Here is a 289-nt window from a genome sequence, read left to right as displayed (position 1 = left end):
AGCAAAGCTCACCGCCGATTTCCTACATGCTTCCCAAATTGTCATCAAGTCATAGAACGCGCACTTTGGCCCCCTTTTTCACTGCCATACCATCTTCAGCGTGTCTTTCAACACCGCAAGCTGCATCGCTTCCTCCGCATCCTTCGTATCTCCAGTTCCCGCCTCTCCCTCCAGCCGGGTCACGACATGCAGAAGTGGCTCTACGTACCGCTCCTCCACCGCCGCCTTCATCCCTTCCGGCGCCAGACTCCCCTGACCGCCAAACAGGAACAATGCGAAGTTGGCCACT

The 289-nt window shown here is 56.7% G+C and carries 1 protein-coding gene; it reads right to left on the bottom strand.

Annotated elements, in window-relative coordinates; all coding sequences use genetic code 11:
• Positions 1-78: 78 nt before the first annotated feature.
• Positions 79-289 (bottom strand): hypothetical protein (locus tag HC175_RS23200; protein ID WP_168140101.1); only part of this gene is annotated, 211 nt, incomplete at its 5' end.

It is taken from the genome of Salinimicrobium oceani (assembly GCF_012037645.1).
This window is presented reverse-complemented; position numbering and strand designations above follow the sequence as displayed.